Annotated in this window: 19 protein-coding genes and 1 pseudogene; 17 read left to right on the top strand and 3 right to left on the bottom strand. The window is 57.8% G+C overall.

Annotated elements, in window-relative coordinates; genetic code table 11:
- The 8 genes from C1896_14170 (at position 1) to C1896_14135 (ending at position 7221) form a co-directional block, all read left to right on the top strand.
- Positions 1 to 2073 carry a flagellar hook-associated protein FlgK gene (locus C1896_14170; GenBank protein ID AZZ45942.1) on the top strand — a complete coding sequence of 691 codons (2073 nt, stop codon included), beginning with the start codon at positions 1 to 3 and terminating at the stop codon, positions 2071 to 2073.
- 11 nt (positions 2074 to 2084) lie between these two features.
- Positions 2085 to 3371 (top strand): flagellar hook-associated protein 3, encoded by a 1287-nt coding sequence (gene flgL / locus C1896_14165; GenBank protein AZZ45941.1) that lies wholly within the window; start codon positions 2085 to 2087, stop codon positions 3369 to 3371.
- A 126-nt stretch (positions 3372 to 3497) separates the two neighbouring features.
- Entirely contained in the window at positions 3498 to 3815 is a 318-nt protein-coding gene (locus C1896_14160; protein AZZ45940.1) for a competence protein ComEA, read from the top strand.
- 478 nt (positions 3816 to 4293) lie between these two features.
- Positions 4294 to 4761 (top strand): hypothetical protein, encoded by a 468-nt coding sequence (locus tag C1896_14155; GenBank protein ID AZZ45939.1) that lies wholly within the window; start codon positions 4294 to 4296, stop codon positions 4759 to 4761.
- A 143-nt stretch (positions 4762 to 4904) separates the two neighbouring features.
- A complete protein-coding gene (locus C1896_14150; GenBank protein ID AZZ45938.1) occupies positions 4905 to 5237 on the top strand; it encodes a transcriptional regulator in 333 nt (110 codons plus the stop codon).
- Positions 5219 to 5614, top strand: coding sequence for a hypothetical protein (locus C1896_14145; protein ID AZZ45937.1), 396 nt, complete (start codon positions 5219 to 5221; stop codon positions 5612 to 5614). The genes C1896_14150 and C1896_14145 overlap by 19 nt, the downstream gene beginning before the upstream one ends.
- The gene (locus C1896_14140) at positions 5614 to 6081 is read left to right on the top strand and encodes a hypothetical protein (protein AZZ45936.1); all 468 of its coding nucleotides are present in this window, start codon (positions 5614 to 5616) and stop codon (positions 6079 to 6081) included. Before C1896_14145 ends, C1896_14140 begins: the two co-directional genes overlap by 1 nt.
- 165 nt (positions 6082 to 6246) lie before the next feature.
- Positions 6247 to 7221: a tRNA dihydrouridine(16) synthase DusC gene (locus tag C1896_14135; protein ID AZZ45935.1), complete on the top strand. Its 975-nt coding sequence runs from the start codon at positions 6247 to 6249 to the stop codon at positions 7219 to 7221.
- Here C1896_14135 and C1896_14130 read toward each other — a convergent pair.
- On the bottom strand, positions 7218 to 7964 hold the full coding sequence (locus tag C1896_14130) for an NAD(P)-dependent oxidoreductase (protein ID AZZ45934.1): 747 nt from the start codon (positions 7962 to 7964) through the stop codon (positions 7218 to 7220). The genes C1896_14135 and C1896_14130 overlap by 4 nt on opposite strands.
- 116 nt (positions 7965 to 8080) lie before the next feature.
- Here C1896_14130 and C1896_14125 point away from each other — a divergent pair, with 116 nt between their 5' ends.
- Positions 8081 to 8524, top strand: a complete 444-nt coding sequence (locus C1896_14125; protein ID AZZ45933.1) for a heat-shock protein — start codon at positions 8081 to 8083, stop codon at positions 8522 to 8524.
- A gap of 82 nt (positions 8525 to 8606) precedes the next feature.
- Here the strand turns inward: C1896_14125 and C1896_14120 are convergent, their stop codons facing one another.
- Together C1896_14120 and C1896_14115 are read right to left on the bottom strand one after the other, a co-directional pair.
- Positions 8607 to 11498 carry a histidine kinase gene (locus C1896_14120; protein AZZ45932.1) on the bottom strand — a complete coding sequence of 964 codons (2892 nt, stop codon included), beginning with the start codon at positions 11496 to 11498 and terminating at the stop codon, positions 8607 to 8609.
- 121 nt (positions 11499 to 11619) lie between these two features.
- Positions 11620 to 12486: a LysR family transcriptional regulator gene (locus C1896_14115; protein ID AZZ45931.1), complete on the bottom strand. Its 867-nt coding sequence runs from the start codon at positions 12484 to 12486 to the stop codon at positions 11620 to 11622.
- Positions 12487 to 12661: 175 nt separating this feature from the next.
- On the opposite strand from C1896_14115, the gene leuC reads away from it, so the two are divergent.
- The 8 genes and pseudogenes from leuC to C1896_14075 all read left to right on the top strand — a co-directional run bounded on the left by leuC (position 12662) and on the right by C1896_14075 (position 22037).
- Positions 12662 to 14089 (top strand): 3-isopropylmalate dehydratase large subunit, encoded by a 1428-nt coding sequence (leuC, locus tag C1896_14110; GenBank protein AZZ45930.1) that lies wholly within the window; start codon positions 12662 to 12664, stop codon positions 14087 to 14089.
- Between the two features lie 10 nt (positions 14090 to 14099).
- Complete coding sequence (leuD, locus tag C1896_14105; GenBank protein AZZ45929.1) at positions 14100 to 14747, top strand: 3-isopropylmalate dehydratase small subunit; 648 nt, start codon at positions 14100 to 14102, stop codon at positions 14745 to 14747.
- A gap of 66 nt (positions 14748 to 14813) precedes the next feature.
- The gene (gene leuB, locus C1896_14100; GenBank protein AZZ45928.1) at positions 14814 to 15896 is read left to right on the top strand and encodes a 3-isopropylmalate dehydrogenase; all 1083 of its coding nucleotides are present in this window, start codon (positions 14814 to 14816) and stop codon (positions 15894 to 15896) included.
- 185 nt (positions 15897 to 16081) lie between these two features.
- A complete protein-coding gene (asd, locus tag C1896_14095) occupies positions 16082 to 17194 on the top strand; it encodes an aspartate-semialdehyde dehydrogenase (GenBank protein AZZ45927.1) in 1113 nt (370 codons plus the stop codon).
- A 252-nt stretch (positions 17195 to 17446) separates the two neighbouring features.
- Positions 17447 to 17536: pseudogene (locus C1896_14090) on the top strand (aspartate-semialdehyde dehydrogenase).
- A 151-nt stretch (positions 17537 to 17687) separates the two neighbouring features.
- On the top strand, positions 17688 to 20423 hold the full coding sequence (locus C1896_14085; GenBank protein ID AZZ45926.1) for a peptigoglycan-binding protein LysM: 2736 nt from the start codon (positions 17688 to 17690) through the stop codon (positions 20421 to 20423).
- A gap of 2 nt (positions 20424 to 20425) precedes the next feature.
- On the top strand, positions 20426 to 21295 hold the full coding sequence (locus tag C1896_14080; GenBank protein AZZ45925.1) for a tRNA pseudouridine(38-40) synthase TruA: 870 nt from the start codon (positions 20426 to 20428) through the stop codon (positions 21293 to 21295).
- Between the two features lie 118 nt (positions 21296 to 21413).
- Complete coding sequence (locus tag C1896_14075; GenBank protein ID AZZ45924.1) at positions 21414 to 22037, top strand: phosphoribosylanthranilate isomerase; 624 nt, start codon at positions 21414 to 21416, stop codon at positions 22035 to 22037.
- The last annotated feature ends 150 nt before the right edge of the window (positions 22038 to 22187 follow it).

Here is a 22187-nt window from a genome sequence, read left to right as displayed (position 1 = left end):
ATGGCTGACTTATTGAATATTGGCCTGTCCGGCCTGAGTGCCAGCAAAAGCCAGCTTTCCATTACCGGCCACAACATCAGCAACGTCAACACGCCAGGCTTCAGCCGTCAGGATGCCTCCCAAGCGACCCGCACGCCGCAATTCAGTGGCGCTGGATACGTCGGTTCAGGTACGACGCTTGTCGAGATCCGCCGTAGCTACAGCGAATTCCTCACCAGTCAGCTGCGCAGCAGCACGTCGCTGAGCAGTGACGTTGAAGCCTACAAAAGCCAGATTGACCAGCTTGATTCGTTGCTAGCCGGCAGCACGACAGGTATCACCCCATCGTTGCAGAAGTTCTTTTCAGCGCTGCAAACGGCGGCGGAAGACCCAGCCAATATTCCGGCACGTCAGCTGGTGTTGGCTGAAGCCGAAGGCTTGGCACGCCGTTTCAATACCGTGTCTGACCGTCTGACTGAGCAGAACAACTTCACCAATAAGCAGATGGCTGCAGTTACCGATCAGGTCAATCGCCTCGCTGGCAGTATCGGCAGCTTGAACAATGCGATCTCGATTGCCTCGGCCAACGGCCAGAAGCCCAACGACCTCCTTGACGCGCGGGACGAGGCGGTGCGTCAGTTATCCACGTACATTGGCGTCACGGTGACGCCTCAAGACGACAATAGCTTCAATATTTCAGTTGGAACGGGCCAGCCGCTCGTAGTGGGCAGCACGGTTAGTCGCCTCGAAGTCGTACCGGGCCAAGGCGATCCCAATCGTCACGAGATCCAATTCGTAAGCGGGAGCTCCCGTCAGGGCATTACCTCCCAGATCAGTGGCGGTGAGCTGGGCGGACTTATTCGCTACCGCAACGAAGTGCTGGACCCAACATTGAATTCACTGGGGCGACTGGCGCTGGCTGTCAGCGACCAGGTCGATACGCAGTTGGGGCAGGGCCTGGACCTTAAGGGCCAAGTGGGGAAGGCACTGTTCGGCGACTATAACGCTCCGGCGCTAGCGCAGCTCCGGGTTACCGCTTTTTCTGGCAACAGCTCCAATGCACAGCCAGCGCTAAACATTACCAATACCAGTGCACTGACCACCAGTGACTACCTCATGGAGTACGACGGTGCTGCCTATAAGGTACGTCGGCTAAGCGACAATCAGCTGATGACCGTAGCTGGAGCCCCGAGTGGCCCCTTGTCTTTTACCGACAAGGATGGTCGCGATCAGGGTTTCCAGGTTGCCTTGGGCAGCACGTTGCCGGCTGCGGGTGACAAGTTCAACCTTCAGCCAACCCGTCGTGGCGCGGCGGACGTCAGAGTGGCCCTGGATCAGGCCGATCAATTGGCCTTCGCTGCGGTAGCAAGCGGACAGAGCAATCTTCAAAATGGCGGAACGGGTGCTATCAGCCAACCGGATATGACGTCGGCTCCATCTCCGATTGACATCAGCTCCCTGAAAACGGCATTTGGCAGCGGGCTGAGCCTCACCACAACCGCCAACACCGACGGCACTTACACCTTGACCGATGCTGGCGCCCTACCCACAGGTTGGGCTTACGTGGATGCGAAGGGTAATCCGCTGGTCGACGGTGGTGGCAACCCACTGGCCCCAACGCTTCAGTCCGGTACGACCAACACTGTTCGCTTGGCATACACGGCCACGCCAGGAGAAACCTATCAGTTTGAATTCAATGTCAGCGGAAGACCCCAAACAAGCGACAGCTTTTCGCTGACCTACAATCAAGGTGGGGTTTCAGACAACCGCAACGCATTAAAGCTTGTTGACCTCCAAACGAAGCAGACCGTTGGAGTTGACCCAGGCTCAGTGGGGTCCGGTTTCAGTTTCACTGACGGCTACGGGGAGTTGGTCGAGCGCGTCGGGACGCTGACGGCTCAGGCTCGTATGGACAGCGAAGCGACCGGCGCGATTCTCAAGCAGGCCACAGATAATCGCGATTCGCTTTCGGCTGTTAACCTCGATGAGGAGGCCGCGAACTTGATTAAGTTCGAGCAGTACTACAACGCTTCGGCTCAGATCATTCAAGTTGCCCGCTCCTTGTTCGATACATTGATCAATACCTTTAGGTAACAGGCCCGCCCATGCGCATCTCGACTCTGCAAGCATTCAATAACGGCGTAGCCGGTATTCAGCGCAACTACTCCAATGCAACCCGCACACAGGAGCAGATCAGCACGGGCAATCGCATCCTGACGCCGGCGGACGATCCGGTTGCGTCAGTGCGTTTATTGCAACTTGAACAGCAACAGAATGTGCTGAGCCAATACAACTCCAATCTGACAGCGGCGAAGAACAGTTTGACCCAAGAAGAGGTGACGCTGAACTCCGTCAACACCGTACTACAGCGAGTGCGGGAGCTGGCTGTACAGGCAGGCAACGGGGCCCTAGATCCGCAGGATCGAAAGGCGATTGCCGCTGAGTTGGGCGAGCGCGAGGATGAGCTGTTATCGCTGATGAATACCCGAAACGCGCGAGGGGAATATTTGTTCTCTGGGTTTCAGGGCAAGACTCAGCCCTTTGTTCGAGGTGCGGACGGCAGCTACAGCTATCAGGGGGATGAGGGGCAGCGGAAGTTGCAAGTTGCGAGTTCGCTGAACGTACCTATCAGTGACAACGGTAAATCCATTTTCGAGAGCGTAACAAATGCTGGGCGGCTGAATAGTGCTCTCGCAACCGAGCCGACTGGATCAACTCTTCGTGTGTCCGCTCCACTTGTGCAAGACGAGGTTGCGTTCAGCGCGTTTCCAAGCGCTGGGATCGAAATCGTCTTCAACGATGCCCCTGATGAGCGGACTTATCGGGTTTTCGAGTATGGCGCCGACACAAGCACCGCGCCCCCCCTGGCAACGGGCAGAATGGATGACGATGCGGATAAATCGGACAAGCTAGTTTTTTCTGGCGTCGTGCTGCAGTTGGATGGGGCGTCGGTAGGTGGCGAGCGGGCAGTCGTTCTACCCGGAAAAATCAGTATTGATTCCGGGACCGGAGCTATAACGACCGGACCAGTAGCTAACAAGCAGGGCATTCTCGACACAATTGCGAGCTTGCGTATGGCTTTGGAAAGCCCTGCGACCAGTAGCAACGGCGTTCGCGATACCGTAGCCGTGGCCCTAACCAACCTTGACCACGGCATGGTCAGTGTTGACCAGGCGCGCGGAAACATCGGGGCTCGACTCAATGTAATCGAAACAACACAAACTGATAACGAAGATGTTGCGCTGGTCAACAAAGGCGTGCAGGCCGAGCTGCGTGAGCTCGACTACGCTGAAGCGCTGTCTCGGCTATCGATGCAGACGGTGGTGCTTGAAGCAGCCCAGCAGAGTTATGTGAAGATCGCGGGATTGAGTCTGTTCAACGTGATGCGTTGAGTCGCCCGGAGGGCACGGTTCACAGAATAAGCAGCCCGATTTGACTTGCTATTGGTGCGACTTAGAGTGTCATTGCGGCGCATGGAGTACCGCGTCGCTAATCTGACACTCATAAGGACATGAACAATGCTTAAGTCATTTATATCCGCTTCCATATTCGCTCTGCTCGCTAGCGTCTCTCTAAGCAGTTTCGCTGGCCCGACCAAGTCAGCTGACCCCGTAGTGGTTGCAGCGGCCCAGCAAGCAGCGCCGATCAACATCAATTCGGCCGACGCCGAAACCCTGACCCGCGAACTCAAGGGTATTGGCGCAACAAAGGCCAAGGCGATCGTTGCTTATCGCGAAGCGCATGGCCCATTCACCGCCGTCGACGAGCTCCTCGAAGTTAAAGGAATCGGTGCGGCCACTTTAGAAAAAAATCGAACAAAACTTGGCGTTAACTGATCCGCCTATTTTTGAATAAACGAAGCCGGTCATTCGACCGGCTTTTTTATGTCTGTAACGGTGCTGCGCAGACCCGCTCTCAAATCGGGCCGGTTCTGCTGCGTTGGCTATCCCGGTCCGGTAGGTAGGAGGAACGCGGGCCTACGCGCGCTGTCCTTGTTAGAACGCTCAGCTAGCTTTGTTTACCGCCTTTGAGGCCGAATTAGCCTTAAAAAGGCGTTGACATGTTACGGTTATTCACATTGATAACCGTCTTGTCTGAGAAGACACATGTACGCGGCGCAGCTACTCATTGGGTTTTTATAACTTACTGATTTGAAAAGATTTATTTGCGCTGAGTAAAGAGCCGCCGATCTGTTTAGAGGCCACGTCACGTGGGCGTTCCAGCCAGTCATCCAGCCGCTGTTCACAAGCTTATCCACAGGTTCTGTGGATACTTTTAGAGACCGGGCAAAGCAGCTCTAGTCGGAGGTATCTGATGAAAACACCTTGGAATTTCTTTAAATACCTACCGATGGCGCAACGTGTGCTCGCTCGGGGCCGGTTGCCTATCGTGCTCCTTGCGGTCGCGCGCAAACGCTCGGCTCAGGGTGGGTTGATGAAAGGTCTGCGTGAAGATCTTGGTTTGCTGCAGCAACTGTGTGTGGCGTGGTGGCGAGGCGAATATCGGCAGGTCAGCAGACCCGCGCTGGTGGCTGCGGTAGCTGGTTTGTTGTATTTCCTGTCCCCCTTGGACGCTATCCCCGACTGGATTCCAGGTCTTGGCTTCGTTGATGATCTGGCAGTACTGGGTTGGATAATCCGCAAGTGGTCTGGCGAGTTGCAGGCGTTTCGGACCTGGAGAGACAGCCAGTCAGCGGATATACGAGCAAGTATCGACCGGTTACCCTCCTTGGACGAGCCAATGGATAGCGACGTTAGCAACGGGCGGAATGTCGGGCGGTAAAAAGACCCTGGATTAGTTCTTTCGAATGGCTCGTGCAGCCCCGTTCCTCATTCTTTGGTGCGACCGGCTGGTGTCGAAAAAAATAGACGCGTGGACTGGTAAGATCCCGACTTTCCAATTTGAGACTACGGTCGGGGTAGCGGATGAGTGTTCAGGTCATCATGCGGGACGGTAAGCCAGAGTATGCCGTGCTGCCGTGGGAGGAGTATCAGACTCTGCTGACGAACGGGCGTGACGTAAGCGCCGCAAAGCCAGTGGAGGCAAGTGATACTGCTCTAGGCGCATTGCCAACTTTCGGAACGTTGCCGATGTTGCGGGAGGCTAAGGGGTTGAGCCAAGAAGCGCTGGCGCGCTCGGTGGGTATCAGCCCTGCTTATCTCGCCCTCATCGAAAGCGGTGAACGCGATCCCGATAATGCGATACGTCGCGCACTCGCCCGCGCATTGGAGATCGAAGGATGGCAGCAGGAGGCGTGACAGGCACCGCAGCGTCAATTCGCATCAGTCGTCCACATTGGCAGGCGTTGTTGGACGAGTTGGCTGAGGTGCGGCGACAGCGCCATCTGGTCACTTACCGCGCGTTGGTCGAGCGGCTCCAGTTACCGGCGCCTGCCATGCAAACCTTGACAGCCGCGCTGGAACATCTGGCTGCGCTGGATGCCCGTGCGGATAGGCCGCTACGTAGTGCGTTGGTGGTGAGCCAAGGGGCAAGTCGTCTGCCAAGAACCGGTTTTTTCGAATGTGCTACTCGCCTCGGGCGCTTTTCTGGTCCGGCAGACGGTTCTGCGGCCGCATCCTGGCACGCAGGTGAGGTTGCGCGAGTGTTCGAGTTTGATTATCCAGGGATTCCGTAATGCTGAATAATATCCGTGCGCGAGTCGGTTATCTGTTTGCTCGCAAATTGATGAGCTCACGTTGGGCCGTTCAGCAACCGAAACTGTGGCGCTGGATGGAGGGCCAATTTTCGCGCATGGCTGCGATTGGCGATTCGAAGGCGCAAAGCTTTTATGGCCATATCCTGCTGTTTCGAGGACAGGGATTTGGTGCTAGGCAGGAGGGTATACGTCTGCTGCGTCTGGCTGCCGAAAAGGGCGATGCCAAGGCCGCTTACCAGATGGGTGTCATCAGCCTGGGCGAAGACGCTACTCACGGGCCAGACGGTGCCAAGGCCGCGCATTGGTGGAAGCTTGCCGTCGAGGCAGGGCACCCCTTAGCGGCAACCAGGTTGGCTCAGCTGTACACGGCGGGAGGCCATGGCCTCGCACGAGACGTGCAGCAGGCGGAGCATTACAAGGCCAGTGCAGCCAGACTCGGACTTTGATTACTTGTGACTGAGATAAAGCGTCCGCGTTTGCAGGCTCAACCCTAGTACCTTTTGGCTTAGTGCCTGGTGTCGGATGCAGTCTGCCGATTGGCGTGACGCGCACATTTCTTACCATGGCTGGCGTCCGTACAATGCAGCGCTTTCTCGGTTGGGTCGTTTCTAATGCAGATCGCCTTGGCGCCTATGGAAGGGCTCGTTGATGACATTCTCCGCGACGTTCTCACCCGTGTTGGCGCTGTTGACTGGTGCGTGACCGAATTCATCCGTGTGTCGGATCGTCTGTTACCGGCATCTAGTTTTCTTAAGCTTGCTTCCGAGCTTGAACACGGCGCGGCAACCCGCGCAGGTACGCCGTTGCGTGTGCAGTTGCTGGGCTCGGATCCGCTCTGCCTGGCTGACAACGCGGCGTTTGCGTGTAGCCTCGGCGCCCCTGCAATCGATCTAAATTTCGGCTGCCCAGCCAAAACGGTCAATAAATCCCGCGGTGGCGCCGTTCTGCTCAGGGAGCCGGATCTGCTTCATTCCATCCTTCACGAAGTACGTAAGGCGGTTCCGGCGCATATACCGGTTACCGCGAAGATGCGTTTGGGTTTTGACCACAAGGGCGGCGCGCTCGACTGTGCCCGTGCACTGGTTGATGGCGGTGCTGCGCAGCTGGTTGTGCATGCGCGGACCAAGGTCGAGGGATACAAGCCTCCAGCGCATTGGGAGTGGGTGGCTAAGGTTAGGGACGTCGTCAATGTGCCGGTGTTTGCCAATGGCGATATTTGGTCGGTCGAGGACTGGCGACGTTGCCGTGAGGTCAGCGGAGTTGAGGACATCATGCTAGGCCGCGGACTGGTTTGTCGGCCGGATCTGGCTCGGCAGATCGCGGCGGCAAAGGCCGGTGCGCCGCTCGAGCCGCTGAGTTGGGAAGATCTGCAACCGCTTTTGGCCGATTTCTGGATGCAGGCGCGACGCAAGATGTCTCCGCGCTATGCGCCAGGTCGTTTCAAACAATGGTTATCCCTGCTTACCCGTAACTATCCGCAAGCCGTTACGCTGTTCGCTCAGGTTCGGCGGGAAAACGACTGCGATCGGCTCGACGCACTGCTGGGTCTAGACGTAAACGCGCAGGGTTTTAAGGCGGCTGTTTAGCGTCCTCCGCTCACATCAAGAAGAGCGCCGCTGGTGTAGCTGGCCTTGTCGCTGGCCAACCAGAGGATCGCTTCAGCGACCTCTTTCGCTTCACCGCCCCGGCCCATGGGCACGCTGCTCCTTACGCGCTCGATGCGATCGGGCTCGCCACCACTGGCGTGAATTTCTGTATGGATCACGCCAGGCCGTACGGCATTGACCCGGATGCCCTCTGCAGCCACTTCTTTGGCCAGCCCGAGGGTCATGCTATCTATCGCGCCCTTGGCGGCCGCGTAGTCGATGTACTCGTTGGGCGCGCCGAGTTTGGCTGCAATTGAGGAGACGTTGACGATGGCACCGCCGGTACCACCGTTGCGAGTGGACATGCGCTTGACCGCCTCGCGGGCGCAGAGAAAGCTACCGAATACATTTACCGCGAATACGCGCTCCAGGCGTGCTTTGTCCATGTCTTCCAGGCGCGTCTGGCGTTCGAGCATGCCGGCGTTATTGACTAGTACGTCGAGCCTGCCGAATTCGGCATCAAGCGCTTCGAACAAGCGTATGACTTGCGACTCCTCCGCTACGTCCGCCTCGACCGCAATTGCGCGCGCGCCCCGGCTGTGCAGCTCGTTCAATAGCTCGTCGGCTGCGTCCTGGCGCGATCGAAAGTTCAAGCACAACGCGTAGCCTTCAGCCGCTGCGACCCTGGCTGTGGCAGCGCCGATGCCACGGCTGGCCCCCGTTATCAACATTACTTTCGACATAAAAAATCCTCGACGATCGGTCTTGAAAACAGGCGAGCAGTTCCTATTTTGGGCATCACAGGATGCCGAATTCGGGTCCTGTATGAACCACTCGCTGAATATCAGGAGACAGCAAAATGACTAGTTTTTCGATGGCTCCACTGTTTCGTCAGTCCATTGGTTTCGATCGCTTCAACGATCTGTTCGAGTCCGCGCTGCGCAATGATGCAAACGGCTCGTTCCCGCCCTACAACGTGGAAAAGCACGGCGATGATCAGTACCGCATCATCGTAGCTGCCGCTGGGTTCCATGAGTCCGACCTGGATTTGCAGGTCGAGCGAGGCGTGCTGACTGTGAGCGGTGGCAAGCGTGAGAACAGTGGCGAAAACGTTACCTACCTGCACCAGGGTATCGCCCAGCGTGCTTTCAAGCTCTCGTTCCGCCTCGCCGACCATATTGAAGTGAAGGGCGCAGAGTTAAGAAATGGGCTTCTCAGCATCGAGCTCGAGCGTGTCGTGCCAGAGGAGGCCAAACCCAAGCGCATCCCAATTAACGGTGAGCGTTTGGCGTTGGAGGGCTGAGCGAGCCGCCAGCACGTAGCTTGAACAGTAACCCCGCCTGCGCAGTTCGCACGGCGGGGTTTTCGTTTTCTGGAAACGCCTTTCAGCTGAGTGAGTGAGTTTTGAGCAGTTCTCCGAAATCTGCCGGCGGAAGAGGGCGGCTGAAGAGATATCCCTGATACAGGTAGCAGCCTTGCGCTTGGAGCAGGTCAAGCTGCGCCTGTTGTTCGACCCCTTCGGCAATCACTTCCAGCCTTAGACTTCGCGCCATTGCGACAATGGCGCGAATGATCTCGGCGTCGTTTGGATCATCCAGTGCATCGCGAACGAAGGACTGATCGATCTTAAGGACATCGACTGGTAGCCGCTTCAGGTAGGTGAGGGAAGAGTAACCAGTGCCGAAATCGTCCATGGCGAAGCTCACGCCCTGTCGGCAGAGGCGGCGCATCTTGGCGATGGTGTCGTCCAGGTTCTGGATAACGATGCCTTCGGTGATTTCCAGTTTGATCATTGTGTGCGGAAGGCTGACGGCTTTGAGCGCTTCGAGAACCCGTTCGACGAAATCACTCTGGCGGAACTGCCGTGGACTGATGTTGACGCAGAGGCTGAAGCTGTCCGAATCAACGACGCCGTTGGCCAACAGCGATGCGGCGATGTGACAGGCCTCCCTGATGACCCAATTGCCCACTTCGACAATCAGGCCGCTTTCTTCGAGCACGTCGATGAACTGGGCAGGGGAACGCACGCCATCCACCGGGTGATGCCAGCGCAACAGGACCTCGGCGCCGATCACCCTGGCGGAGCGCGCATCGACCTGTGGTTGAAGGTACAACTCGAATTCGTTGCGCTGTAGGGCAAGACGCAGTTCGCTCTCAAGCTGGAGGCGTGCACTGGCTGCTTGTTGCATTGTGGTGCGGAACAGCTGAATCGCATTGCGTCCGGCGTCCTTTGCCCGATATAGCGCAATGTCGGCGCGCTTCAGCAGATCGGCAGGCGTCTCGCCGTGATCAGGCATCAAGGCGATACCGATACTGGGCGTTACCTGCAGCCTGTTGCCTTCGAACACCATAGGCTCGGCGAGGAGGGTGCGAAGTTTTTCGGCGACCTGACGGACATGGCGGGTCACCTCCGAGCGCTTGCCCGTCAAACCGGTGAGTAGCACAACGAATTCATCGCCACCCAAGCGGGCTACGGTGTCCTCCTGTCGGATGCTGGCCTCGAGGCGGGCAGTGATCATTTTCAATACCGCGTCACCGACCGGATGTCCAAGCGAGTCGTTGATGTGTTTGAAATGATCGAGGTCGAGAAACAGTAGGGCGCCACGCAGCTTGTGGCGTTTATGCAACGCCGTCTGCTGAGTCAGGCGATCCATTAACAGCGTTCGGTTAGGCAGGTTCGTCAACGGGTCGTGATAGGCCAGGTGGTGAATTTGCGCGTGGGCGGCCTTGAGTTGGCTGATGTCCCGTGCGGATAACAGCAGACAATCTGTGTTGTTCAGCACGATGGGTTCTACCGACACTTCAATGTGCTTTAAACGACCGTGACGATCCTGGCCGACCATCTCCCAGTTCGTCACCCGGCCGTCACGTTCGAGCCGTTCGAGAATCTCCTGGCGCTGCGTGCTGGGCCAGACGCCCAATTCATAAGAGGTTCTGCCGATGGCTTCTTCGGGACTGTAGCCTGAGAGGCGTTGGAAGCCTTCGTTAACCTCGATGAATCGTCCCGTGCCGCGCTCGCTGATGATGATGGCGTCGGGGCTCGAATGAAAAGCCTTGGCGAATTTAACCTCGCTGGCCTTCAGCGCCGCCTCGGCCTGTTGTCGTTTGGTAATGTCACGAAAAGTGGTGACGATGCACAGGCGGCGGTCGACGCGGATGAACCGGCTGGAAACCACGCAAGTGACGATCTGTCCTGTCCTGGTGCGGAACTGTGCCTCGGCGTTCTCCAGCCGCTGATCTCGCATCAGTTGCTCGAACAGTGATTTTCGCTGCCGTTCGTCCTGCCAGATGCCGATTTCCGGAGCAGATCGCCCGACGATATCGGTGCTCTCCCAGCCGAACACAACGCTAAAGCTCGGGTTGATCTCCATGAAAACTCCGTCGCGGATGCGGGACAGGGAGATCGGGTCTGGACTGCCTTGAAACAAGGCTGAGAATTTCGCTTCCGACGCCGCCAGGTGCTGCGCACGTAGTACCCGTTCGGTGGCGTCGATGATAATTCCGGCCATGCGCAAGGGCGCGCCATGCTCGTCTCGGTAGAGCTTGGCGGTGCTTTCGAGGTGCCGAATCGTGCCGTCTGGATGGTTGGCCTGGTACGTGGCCTGATAGGTTTGTCGACGCCCGGCGAGGAGGTCGCTGTATGCCGCCCGCATGGTCTTGCGGTCGTTCGCAGCGACGCTGCGGAAAAACTCACGAAACGATCCATCGAATGGGCCTTCTACCAGACCTTGCAGCTCGGAGGCCCTGGACGAGGCATAGAGCCGGTCGCTTGGAATGTGCCATTCCCAGTTGCCCAGCTCTGCGGAGGCGAGTGCCAGCTCAAGGCGTTCTTGGCTGTCTTCCAGCGCCTGCGCCTGAATGTGACGGTCGGTGATGTCGCGGATGACGCCCACCAGCGTCGTCTCCCCATTCTCATTGACCTGTCGTTGCCCATCGATTTCAAGCCACCGCACACTAGCGTCTGGCCAGCAGACGCGATGGCGGAAGCTGAACCGTGATTCGGCGCCAGTGAGCATCGAACATACTGCAGTCTCGATATGCTGTCGGTCTTCCGGTACGACGAGCTCGAGATACCGATCTGGAGAAAGCTCTACGAGCGGCGCGCTCAGGCCGAACAGCTTTCCCGTGCCGAGGGACCAATGCATGGCGTCGCGTTGAACATCCCAGGACCACAGGCCGAGCCCTGCACCGTCAAGCATCGATAGTAGGCGCGCAACGTCCTGCCATGGTTGTGGTGCACCTGGGGAGGCATCGGACGTGGCATCAGGCGGCAACATGAGCGGCCTCGAAGAGCTGGGTCTGCGTGATGTTTCGACGGTAGGCGATGCTCATGGCTCTCTTGGATCTTGTTGTTGTCCCGCGAACTTATCCGTAGCTAGTGGCAAAGTGCAAGTGCGCTTAGTCGGCCTCCAGCAGTGACATGAAGGCCTTTGCCGCGTTCGACAGGGTGCGCTCGGTATGGGTGATGTAGCCGAGCTCCCTCGCCAGTTGAATGCCCGAGAGGGGCAATCGTACTACCTGATCATCAAGCATGGTGCGGGGCAACACACTCCAGGCGATCCCAATCGAAACCATCATCTTGATGGTCTCCATGTAATTGGTGCTCATCGTGATATTAGGCGTCAGCCTCTCACGTTCGAAAAGCCGGTGGGCGATGTGATGGGTGAACGTGTTGCCGCCTGGAAATACCGCGGGAAAGCCGGCGACGTCGGCCAGCGTTATGTCAGGCTTCTGGGCTAGCGGATGTTCGGGAGCGACGACGAAGTCCAGTGGGTCATCCCAGACCTTGACCGCGCGAATCGGCGATGCAGTCTGCGGCGCCAGCGTGATTACGGCCAGTTCGGCTCGACCGTGCAGAACTTCATCGTAAGCGACCTCCGAATCAAGGAAACGAATATCCAGATTCACCTTCGGATAGGCACGCGTGAAGGCTCTCAGCAACGGTGGTAGACGATGCAGCCCGATGTGGTGACTGGTGGCCAGGCTCAGTTGTCCGCTGACGTCGCCGTTGAGGTTGGTCAGTGCACGACGGGTATCGTCCAGCACGTTGAGGATCTGATAAGCGCGAGGTAGCAGCGCGCGGCCAGCTTCAGTCAGCCCGATTTCCCGGCCAAGCCGATCAAAAAGTCGCACGCTCAGCTGTGATTCCAGCGAAGCCAGGCGCTTGCTCACGGCCGGCTGAGTCAGATGCAGACGCTCAGCGGCGAGGGAGAAGCTGCCCATCTCGGCGATCGCTATAAAAGCGTTAAGGCTGGCGAGGTCCATGGCTGGCTCCGGTCATCGGTGTTGGACTGACGTCATTAGCATGAGGATAGGTGTCAGTATTCCGTTAAGGAATGAGTAAGATGAAAAATATGAATTTGAGTAATCCATTGCAAGTCCCTAGCATGACCTCATAAGCAAAAGGGCTATTGCCCAACGCACTGATGAGGAAAGTCCGATGGCCGGCAAAACGCTCTACGACAAGCTCTGGGAAATGCACGAGGTCAAGCGCCGCGATGATGGCTCGTCACTGATTTATATCGACCGTCATATCCTGCACGAAGTGACCTCACCGCAAGCGTTTGAAGGGCTTCGCCTGGCCGGGCGCAAGCCATGGCGCATCGATGCCAACATTGCCACCCCGGATCACAATGTGCCGACTACCAAGGGCGAGCGTCAGGGCGGCCTGGAAGCGATCGCCGATGAGGTTTCCCGTATCCAAGTGCAGACTTTGGACGAGAACTGCGACGACTTTGGCATTCTTGAATTCAAGATGAACGACGTTCGTCAGGGCATCGTTCATGTGATCGGCCCAGAGCAGGGCGCAACCCTGCCGGGGATGACAGTGGTCTGCGGGGACTCGCACACCTCTACGCATGGCGCTTTCGCTGCACTGGCCCATGGCATCGGCACTTCGGAAGTCGAGCATGTGCTCGCCACGCAGTGCCTGGTCGCTAAAAAAATGAAGAACATGCAGGTGCGCGTCGAGGGCAAGCTGCCCTTTGGCGTGACTGCCAAAGACATCGTTCTGGCCGTGATTGGCAAGATCGGCACGGCCGGTGGCAACGGTCATGCGCTGGAGTTCGCTGGCAGTGCCATCCGTGACCTTTCGATGGAAGGGCGCATGACCATCTGCAATATGTCCATCGAGGCCGGGGCGCGCGTGGGGATGGTGGCTGCAGACGAGAAAACCATCGCTTATGTGGAAGGTAGGCCCTTTGCGCCCAAAGGGGCCGATTGGGAGCGGGCTGTCGAACTCTGGACGACGCTGGTTTCCGACGAAGACGCCGTATTTGACACGGTCGTGGAGTTGAATGCCGAAGACATTAAGCCACAGGTTAGCTGGGGCACTTCACCTGAAATGGTGCTGGCGGTTGACCAGAACGTGCCGGATCCGGCTGTTGAAGCTGACCCTGTCAAGCGTGACTCCATCACTCGTGCGCTGAAGTACATGGGGCTGCAAGCCAACCAACCGATCACTGACATTCAACTCGATCGCGTTTTCATCGGTTCTTGCACCAACTCCCGGATCGAAGACCTGCGCGCCGCAGCGGAAGTGGCGAAGGGTCGTAAGGTTGCCGCAACGGTCAAGCAAGCGATGGTGGTGCCGGGGTCCGGGCTGGTCAAGCGGCAGGCCGAGGCGGAGGGGTTGGACAAGATCTTCGTTGAGGCAGGTTTTGAATGGCGCGAGCCGGGCTGCTCCATGTGTCTGGCGATGAACCCGGACAAGCTGGGCAGTGGCGAGCACTGCGCGTCCACGTCCAACCGCAACTTCGAAGGTCGGCAGGGTGCCGGTGGCAGGACGCATCTGGTGAGCCCGGCAATGGCGGCCGCGGCTGCGGTGACTGGTCGTTTCGTAGACGTTCGTGAATTGATGCAGGCCTGAGGAGACCACCATGAGAGCATTTACCCAGCACACCGGTCTCGTCGCGCCGCTCGACCGCGCCAACGTCGACACCGATCAGATCATCCCCAAGCAGTTTCTCAAGTCGATCAAACGCACCGGTTTCGGGCCCAATCTGTTCGATGAGTGGCGCTATCTGGATGTCGGGCAGCCCAATCAGGATTGTTCGACTCGCCCCGTGAACCAGGATTTCGTGTTGAATTTTCCGCGTTATCAGGGGGCTAGCGTCCTGCTTGCGCGTGAGAACTTCGGTTGCGGTTCATCCCGTGAGCACGCGCCCTGGGCGCTGGAAGAATATGGCTTCCGGACGATCATCGCGCCGAGCTTTGCCGACATCTTCTACAACAACAGCTTCAAGAATGGCCTGCTGCCGATCGTCCTGAAGGAAGAAGAGGTCGACGAACTGTTTGAACAGGCAGAGGCCACTGAGGGTTATCAGCTCACTGTAGACCTTGCTGCTCAGACGGTTACCCGTCCGGACGGTGTTCAGTACGGCTTCGAGGTCGATGCATTTCGCAAGCACTGCCTGCTTAACGGATTGGATGATATCGGCCTGACTCTGCAAGACGCTGAGGCCATCAAGACGTTTGAAACCCGTCATCAACAGAACCAGCCCTGGTTGTTTGGCGCTATTAAGTAAATAAAGAAGCGGCGAGCTCAAGCCACTTGCTCGTGGCTTTCAGTTATTCCAAAGGGAAATTTATCAATGTCCAAGCAGATTTTAATTCTTCCGGGCGACGGTATCGGCCCTGAAATCATGGCCGAAGCGGTCAAGGTGCTGGAACTGGCCAACCACAAGTTTCAACTCGATTTCGAGTTGAGCTATGACGAGCTGGGTGGCGCGGCGGTCGATAAATATGGCGTACCACTGGCTGACGAGACGCTGGAGCGTGCTCGTGCGGCGGACGCCATTCTGCTGGGCGCGGTTGGCGGGCCGAAGTGGGACGCCATCGATCCGGCCATCCGCCCCGAGCGTGGCTTGTTGAAAATTCGCTCCCAGCTGGGCCTCTTCGGGAATCTGCGACCGGCGCTGCTGTACCCGCAGCTGGCGGCTGCCTCTAGCCTTAAGCCGGAGATCGTGTCCGGTCTGGATATTCTCATTGTCCGGGAGCTGACTGGCGGCATCTATTTCGGCCAGCCCCGTGAGAGCAAAACGCTGGAAAATGGCGAGCGTATGGCGTTCGATACGCTGCCCTACAGCGAAAGCGAGATCCGCCGCATAGCCAAGGTCGGTTTCGACATGGCTCTTGTTCGAGGCAAGAAGCTCTGCTCGGTGGACAAGGCGAACGTACTGGCATCCAGTCAGCTGTGGCGCGCTGTTGTGGAGGAGGTCGGCAAAGATTATCCGGATGTCGAGCTTAGCCATATGTATGTCGATAACGCAGCGATGCAGTTGGTACGCTCGCCGAAGCAGTTCGACGTGATCGTCACCGACAACATGTTCGGCGACATTCTGTCGGACGAAGCTTCCATGTTGACCGGCTCGATCGGCATGCTGCCTTCTGCTTCGCTCGACTCGAACAATAAAGGCATGTTCGAGCCTTGCCATGGTTCAGCTCCGGATATAGCCGGGAAGGGTATCGCCAATCCGCTGGCAACGATCCTCTCGGTGTCGATGATGCTTCGCTACAGCTTCAACCAGGTCGCTGCCGCAGATGCGATCGAGAAGGCAGTCAGCAACGTGCTCGACCAGGGATTGCGAACAGGTGATATCTGGTCCGAAGGTTGTGAAAAAGCGAATACTCAGGTGATGGGCGATGCGGTAGTCGCGGCGCTCGCGAAGTTGTAATCTCTCTGGCCCCATTGCACCGGCCGTTGATAGCGCTAGCGGGCGACGGCTAGGCGGAAACGCCGAATAGTGCGAGGCGTGGTGTTTGATGTGTATGAACAACGCGCCCGCGCTTTTGAACCCGAAAGCGTCTTTGTTTATCGACGGCCCGTCCCGCGGGCCACATATATATAGGTGTAGTTGCGATGAAACGTGTAGGTCTGATCGGTTGGCGCGGTATGGTTGGTTCCGTGCTCATGCAGCGGATGCTGGAGGAGCGGGATTTCGACCTGATCGAGCCGGTGTTCTTTACCACCTCCAACGTCGGCGGTCAGGGTCCTTCGATCGGCAAGGAAATAGCGCCGCTGGAGGATGCCTACAGCATCGACGAGCTGAAAACTCTCGATGTAGTTCTCACTTGCCAAGGTGGCGACTACACCAGTGAAGTCTTCCCGAAGCTGCGTGAGGCGGGCTGGAAGGGCTACTGGATCGATGCGGCGTCCACGCTGCGCATGCACGACGACGCGGTTATCGTGCTGGACCCGGTGAACCGCAAGGTCATCGACCATCAGCTGGATGCGGGCACGCGCAATTACATCGGTGGCAATTGCACCGTCAGCTTGATGCTGATGGGGCTTGGCGGTCTGTTCGAGCATGGGCTGGTCGACTGGATGAGTGCGATGACTTATCAGGCCGCGTCTGGTGCCGGTGCGCAGAACATGCGTGAGCTGATCAAGCAGATGGGAAGTATCAATGCTTCGGTCGCTGACGAGCTTGCTGACCCGGCTAGTGCCATTCTGGACATCGATCGAAAAGTTGCCGAATGCCAGCGCTCGGAGGCGTTCCCGGTCGATAACTTTGGCGTTCCACTCGCCGGTAGCTTGATCCCTTACATCGACAAGGAGCTACCGAACGGGCAGAGCCGCGAAGAATGGAAGGCCCAGGCGGAAACCAACAAGATCCTGGGTCGATTCAAAAGCCCGATTCCGGTGGATGGTATTTGTGTTCGTGTCGGCGCCATGCGTTGCCACAGCCAAGCGTTGACCATCAAGCTGAACAAGGACGTGCCTATCTCCGATATCGAAGGCATGATTAGCCAGCACAACCCTTGGGTAAAGCTTGTTCTGAACCATCGTGACTCAAGCATGCAGGAGCTGAGCCCGACTTCGGTGACTGGCACATTGAGTGTCCCGGTCGGCCGCCTGCGCAAGCTGAACATGGGGTCGCATTACCTCGGTGCATTTACCGTCGGCGATCAGCTGCTTTGGGGGGCGGCCGAGCCGTTACGCCGCATGTTGCGCATTCTCCTAGAGCGTTAATCCTAGACAAAAGCGATACCAGAAGCGCCTCGGCAACCCCGCGGCGCTTTTTTTGTGCCGGAACCCACCGAGACGCATGCGGAATGGCATAGTCGAGGTGGCGTTTCCCTGGTATTTCGTCGGGTTAAGTCTCGAATGTTCAGTGTCAAGAATGCTTTCCGCTACAGTGGTGCGCTTAAGTGGTTTGAAAAAGCCAGCACTCGGCGAACGCAGGTCGCCAGCAGTTGCGACTTGCTTGAAGCCCGCGGAGCTAATTTGTGGATTGGGTCTGATAACGTGCGAAAAGGCGTAGTGGGCAACGCTGCCTGGTCTGGTGAGTTGTTGATAAAACACTATCTGTAAAAGATACTTGCTGGAAGTTCGAAGAATTATTCTAGCTAACAACGCTGTTTAGGCTTATCGCTGACGGGGGACCGCCACCTGGCGGGCGCAGGCAGTGACTATAAGACCCTCTCGAAGATCCGAGAAAAGTTAAAAAACAAGGATTTACACAATGGTTCGGGTTCGCAATCTGGTGCTGGCAATCGCGGCTGCTACCGCGCTGACTTCCGAAATGGCTTATGCGCTGGGCTTGGGCGAGGTCACGCTGAAGTCCTCGCTGAATCAACCGCTGGTGGCTGAAATCGAACTGCTGGACGCGAAAACGTTAGCGCCCGGTGAAGTTGTGCCGGTTCTGGCGTCCGCTGAAGACTTCAATCGGGCAGGTGTCGATCGCCAATACTTCCTGACGGACCTGACTTTTACTCCGATTTTGCGCCCAGACGGCAAAAGCGTCATTCGGGTGTCTTCGACCAAACCGGTCCGCGAACCCTATCTAAATTTCCTGATCGAAGTGCTCTGGCCAAGCGGGCGGCTCCTGCGTGAGTACACGTTGCTTCTGGACCCGCCACTTTACTCGCCGGAGATTGCCGCTTCGGTCGCGCCGCAACTGCCTGTGGCTGCTCCGATTTCCCGGCCTGCCGCAGCGCCGCAGGTCGCGACACGACCTACTTCTACGCCCGCCTCCAGCGCTGCCTCCTCAAGCGACCAGTACAAGGTCACGCCTAACGACACGCTGTGGGAGATCGCTGAGCGTGCACGCCAGGGCGGCACGGTCCATCAAACAATGTTGGCCATTCAGGATCTTAATCCCAACGCCTTTATTGGCAATAACATCAACCGCATGAAGAATGGTCAGGTGCTCCGTCTCCCTACTGCCGAGCAAATTGGCAGTCGTTCGCAAGCCGAGGCTATTCAGCAGGTCGCGCAGCAGAACGCGAGCTGGCGCCAGGCTTCAGGCTCGGCAGCACCAGCTGCTCGTCAGCTCGACGCCACTCAGCGTGGCTCGGCAGGTGCTGCGCCTTCGCGCAGCGAACAGGGTGACAATCTCCGGCTAGTTGCTCCAGAACCTGGCAAGTCGACCGTTGGAAGTGATGAAGGGGCTGGTGGTGATGCGGCCGCATTGCGCGACAAGCTAGCTGTTAGCGAAGAGAGCCTCGATTCCAGCCGTCGCGAAAATCTTGACCTGAAGGATCGTCTCAGCGACCTGCAGGGGCAGCTGGACAAGCTGCAGCGTCTGATGCAGCTGAAAGACGACCAGTTAGCAAAATTGCAGGCACAGCTCGCGGCCGGGACGGAAGCAGGAGCAGGTGTCGCTGCGCCTTTGACCCCTTCGGCCGAAGAGACTGGCACAAGCGCTGAGCTTGCGCCCGAGGCTGCTGAAGGAGATTCTCAGCTTGGTGCTGGGGCCGATGCGAGCCCGGACGCAGCGTCGCAGGCCCCTCAGAGCGAAACCATAGAGCCTCCTACGCAGGCCGAGCAAGCACCTGTTGTGCCGGCCGAGCCGGTTGCCGCTCCGCAAGAGCCAGAGACCGACGGCTACATCGACGAGTTGTTGGCCAGTCCCGTTCTGCTCGGTGTTCTGGGCGGCAGCGCGTTACTGCTGTTACTGGTCGGATTAACGGTGCTATCACGTCGTAACGCGATGAAAGAGGCCGAACTGCAGGAAAGCCTTCTTGCCGACAATTCGACTGATAATTTTTATGTCGCTCAGGCGGAGCTGGAGTCGGCTGAGAGCGATTCGGCCGATCTAGGCGCCGCGCACGATGCTGAACAGGTCTCAGCAGATTCGCTTGCTGGCGCGGGTAATGATCCCTTGGCCGAGGCGGATATTTATATTGCTTACGGTCGTTTTAATCAGGCTGCCGAACTGCTACAGAACGCGTTGAACGACGAGCCGCAGCGTAGCGACCTGCGGCTGAAGCTCATGGAGGTCTATGCCGAACTGGGCGATCGAGATGGATTCGCGAGGCAAGAGGCTGAGCTTCGCGAAATAGGTGGTTCGTTTGCGGAGATCGAGCAGACAAAGGCCCGTTATCCAGCGATGGCGGCGGCCGGTTTTGGTGCTGCGGCTGCCTCTGCCTCTACAAGCGATGATTTTGACACCTTCAGTCTGGATGATCTCGAGCTGGAAGAGCCAGCCCCGGTGACGGAGCAAAAGGCGGACGATGACTTCGATCTGAGCCTCGATGATCTCGAGCTGGACGATGACCTGGCGGTTGCACCCGTAGCGCCAGCTAGCGAAGCCACGCCGGAATTGGATGATGTCAACTTCGACGAAATCAGTCTCGAGGTCGCAGCCCAAGAGCAATCTGCCGACGATTTCTCCTTCGATCTAGACGAGCCGGCAGCAACCGAGAATGTGTCATTGGACGATGAGCTGGCCGGCTTCTCGCTTGATCTAGACGAGCAGCCCAGCAGTTCTACTCGTGATGAAGACCTGATGCTGGGTTTCGGTGACGAGGCAAAGCCAGCCTCGACCGAGTCGGTGGATGAGTTTGACTTTGAGCTTACTGACGCAGCGCAGCCCGCTGACATGCCGGACGAGTTCGACCTGTCGTTGGATGACGAGCCTGTAGCACCGGCAGCACCAGAAACCTTGTCATCAGAATTGGAAGTGGTAGAGGCCGAGCTTGAGGATCTGTCGCGGGACTTCAATGAGCCGGTTGATCCGTCGCCCGAAGTGGCGGCGGCTGCAGCAGAGCCTGCCGCTTCGGCGCCTGAGGCTCTGGATGACGATTTCGACTTCTTTGCCGATACCGATGAGACCACTACCAAGCTGGACCTCGCGCGGGCTTACATCGACATGGGCGATGCCGAAGGCGCTCGCGATATTCTTGACGAGGTCATGAGCGAGGGAAGTGACACCCAGCAGCAAGAAGCGCGAGAGATGCTCGCTAAACTAGCCTGACTATGATCGAAGCAGTACACCAAGCGGCAGCCTCATCGGCTGCCGCTGACGTTTTCAGAATTGCCCTCGGGGTTGAATACAAAGGCGCCCGGTATCGTGGCTTCCAAAGGCAGCGTGACGGCGTGCCCTCCATTCAGCTGTCTTTAGAAAACGCCTTGAGCAAGGTCGCCGGGGGGCATTCGGTCACGTTGAGTTGTGCTGGGCGTACCGATGCGCTCGTTCATGCGTGTGCCCAGGTCGTGCATTTCGATACGCCGGTAAAACGATCCATGCACGCCTGGGTGATGGGTGCGAATCAAAACCTGCCCAGCGATATCAGCGTGGCTTGGGCCAAGGAGATGCCGAGCAGCTTCGATGCACGGTTCAGCGCCATGGCCCGCCGTTACCGTTACGTGATTTACAACGATCATATCCGGCCTGCCCACCTAGCAGAGGAAGTGACCTGGAATCACCGTCCCCTGGATATCGCACTCATGCGTGAAGCGGCGAAGACCTTCGTCGGAACTCATGACTTCAGCGCATTTCGGGCGCGCCAATGCCAGGCAAAGTCGCCCATCAAGACGATTCATCATTTTGAATTGCTCCAGCATGGCAGGCTTATTGTGCTCGACGTACGTGCTAACGCTTTTCTGCATCATATGGTCCGGAACTTCGCTGGCGTGCTCATGACAATCGGCGCCGGCGAGCAACCTGTCAAATGGGCGCGGGAGGTATTGGAGTCACGTGTAAGGCGAACTGGTGGGGTGACGGCTCACCCTTTTGGGCTGTACCTCGTCCAGGTGGACTATCCCGATCAGTTCCAATTACCTGAACGCTATTTGGGGCCGCACTTTCTGTCCGGCCTGCCGGATGTGCGGGCACTCCCGCGCTGAGGCAAAAAGCCCAAACTGAAACTGGCGCGGCGCAGGTGGTGATGCGGCTGAACGATGCAGGTTGCAGCCTCTGGTGCTTTTGTTACCATCCTGGGTCTTCTATCGCAGGTGTCCGCCGTTGCCTATCGTTCGTAGCAAGATATGTGGAATAACCCGAGTCGAGGATGCGCTTGTCGCAGCTGATGCCGGGGCGGACGCAATCGGCCTTGTGTTCTATGCCAAAAGCCCTCGGGCCGTCAGCATTCAGCAGGCGCAGAGAATCGTTGTCGCACTGCCGCCGTTCGTCACCACTGTAGGCTTATTCGTTAACGCGTCGCGTTGCGAGATCAACGAAACGTTAGATGCGGTGCCGCTGGACATGCTTCAGTTTCACGGTGACGAAGCCCCCGCCGACTGCGAAGGGTTCTGTCGGCCTTGGTACAAGGCACTCCGAGTCCAGGCGGGCGAGGATGTTCGACGGCAGGCTGCGCGCTATGCGGGCGCCAGTGCCATTCTGCTTGATACGTTCGTTGCAGGCGTTCCAGGTGGGACTGGAGAGGTTTTCGACTGGTCACTGATCCCGACTGATCTGCCCAAGCCCTTGATACTCGCTGGCGGGCTCACGTGCCAAAACGTCCAGCAGGCTGTGGCCGAAGTGCGGCCATATGCCGTCGATGTCAGCGGCGGAGTGGAGCTCAGCAAAGGCATTAAAGATCCTGATTGTGTGATGGAATTCGTTCGGTTGATAAGGGCGTCGATGTGACGAACCTAGGACGTTTGCCGTCCAGTTACAGTTCGCTGTGCTGGCGAGCCGCCATTCATGCATCGCCGTAGATGCGCGATGACTCGAGTCTCAGCGACAGCGCCTTAAGGCCTATCGCTTACGCGACGCAGTGAACTCCGATTGGAGACC

Source organism: Pseudomonadaceae bacterium SI-3 (assembly GCA_004010935.1).
In the GTDB taxonomy this organism is placed as follows: Bacteria; Pseudomonadota; Gammaproteobacteria; order Pseudomonadales; family Pseudomonadaceae; genus Stutzerimonas.
This window is presented reverse-complemented; position numbering and strand designations above follow the sequence as displayed.

What these genes read in the sequence shown, in the direction of transcription:
- C1896_14170 (AZZ45942.1), top strand. Translation starts at nt 1, where the DNA reads ATGGCTGACTTATTGAATATTGGCCTGTCCGGCCTGAGTGCCAGCAAA.
- flgL (AZZ45941.1), top strand. Translation starts at nt 2,085, where the DNA reads ATGCGCATCTCGACTCTGCAAGCATTCAATAACGGCGTAGCCGGTATT.
- C1896_14160 (AZZ45940.1), top strand. Translation starts at nt 3,498, where the DNA reads ATGCTTAAGTCATTTATATCCGCTTCCATATTCGCTCTGCTCGCTAGC.
- C1896_14155 (AZZ45939.1), top strand. Translation starts at nt 4,294, where the DNA reads ATGAAAACACCTTGGAATTTCTTTAAATACCTACCGATGGCGCAACGT.
- C1896_14150 (AZZ45938.1), top strand. Translation starts at nt 4,905, where the DNA reads ATGAGTGTTCAGGTCATCATGCGGGACGGTAAGCCAGAGTATGCCGTG.
- C1896_14145 (AZZ45937.1), top strand. Translation starts at nt 5,219, where the DNA reads ATGGCAGCAGGAGGCGTGACAGGCACCGCAGCGTCAATTCGCATCAGT.
- C1896_14140 (AZZ45936.1), top strand. Translation starts at nt 5,614, where the DNA reads ATGCTGAATAATATCCGTGCGCGAGTCGGTTATCTGTTTGCTCGCAAA.
- C1896_14135 (AZZ45935.1), top strand. Translation starts at nt 6,247, where the DNA reads ATGCAGATCGCCTTGGCGCCTATGGAAGGGCTCGTTGATGACATTCTC.
- C1896_14130 (AZZ45934.1), bottom strand. Translation starts at nt 7,964, where the DNA reads ATGTCGAAAGTAATGTTGATAACGGGGGCCAGCCGTGGCATCGGCGCT.
- C1896_14125 (AZZ45933.1), top strand. Translation starts at nt 8,081, where the DNA reads ATGACTAGTTTTTCGATGGCTCCACTGTTTCGTCAGTCCATTGGTTTC.
- C1896_14120 (AZZ45932.1), bottom strand. Translation starts at nt 11,498, where the DNA reads ATGTTGCCGCCTGATGCCACGTCCGATGCCTCCCCAGGTGCACCACAA.
- C1896_14115 (AZZ45931.1), bottom strand. Translation starts at nt 12,486, where the DNA reads ATGGACCTCGCCAGCCTTAACGCTTTTATAGCGATCGCCGAGATGGGC.
- leuC (AZZ45930.1), top strand. Translation starts at nt 12,662, where the DNA reads ATGGCCGGCAAAACGCTCTACGACAAGCTCTGGGAAATGCACGAGGTC.
- leuD (AZZ45929.1), top strand. Translation starts at nt 14,100, where the DNA reads ATGAGAGCATTTACCCAGCACACCGGTCTCGTCGCGCCGCTCGACCGC.
- leuB (AZZ45928.1), top strand. Translation starts at nt 14,814, where the DNA reads ATGTCCAAGCAGATTTTAATTCTTCCGGGCGACGGTATCGGCCCTGAA.
- asd (AZZ45927.1), top strand. Translation starts at nt 16,082, where the DNA reads ATGAAACGTGTAGGTCTGATCGGTTGGCGCGGTATGGTTGGTTCCGTG.
- C1896_14085 (AZZ45926.1), top strand. Translation starts at nt 17,688, where the DNA reads ATGGTTCGGGTTCGCAATCTGGTGCTGGCAATCGCGGCTGCTACCGCG.
- C1896_14080 (AZZ45925.1), top strand. Translation starts at nt 20,426, where the DNA reads ATGATCGAAGCAGTACACCAAGCGGCAGCCTCATCGGCTGCCGCTGAC.